This window comes from Psychrobacter sp. W2-37-MNA-CIBAN-0211 (assembly GCF_040309405.1).
Taxonomy (GTDB): Bacteria; Pseudomonadota; Gammaproteobacteria; order Pseudomonadales; family Moraxellaceae; genus Psychrobacter; species Psychrobacter glaciei.
The window spans coordinates 1-305 of sequence record NZ_JBEOOU010000086.1; the positions used below are offsets into that span (position 1 = coordinate 1).

The 305-nt window shown below is 50.8% G+C and carries 1 pseudogene; it reads left to right on the top strand.

Features of this window, described 5'->3' with window-relative positions:
• Nucleotides 1–305, top strand: a pseudogene (locus tag AAEY72_RS14400) (AMP-binding protein); the annotation flags it as partial.

A 305-nucleotide genomic window follows, 5' to 3' on the forward strand; every position in this document is an offset into this window, starting at 1 on the left:
GGCATACGCTGGTAGTGCTCGATGATGATATGCAAGTATTGCCCGATGGTGAGCAAGGACAATTGGCAGTCGTGGTCAGTCAGTCGCCTGCGTTTTATTTCCGAGGCTATAGTTGGAATGAAAAACAAGCGTTTTTTGAAGATTACTATTTGACAGGCGACGTGGTCGAGCGTCATAGTGACGGCAGCTATTGGTTTTCAGGACGTGATGATGACATCATTATCACGGCAGGCTATCGGGTCGGTCCTACCGATGTCGAAAACACTGTGCTCGAGCACGCAGCGGTCGCGGAGTCTGCTGCCGTT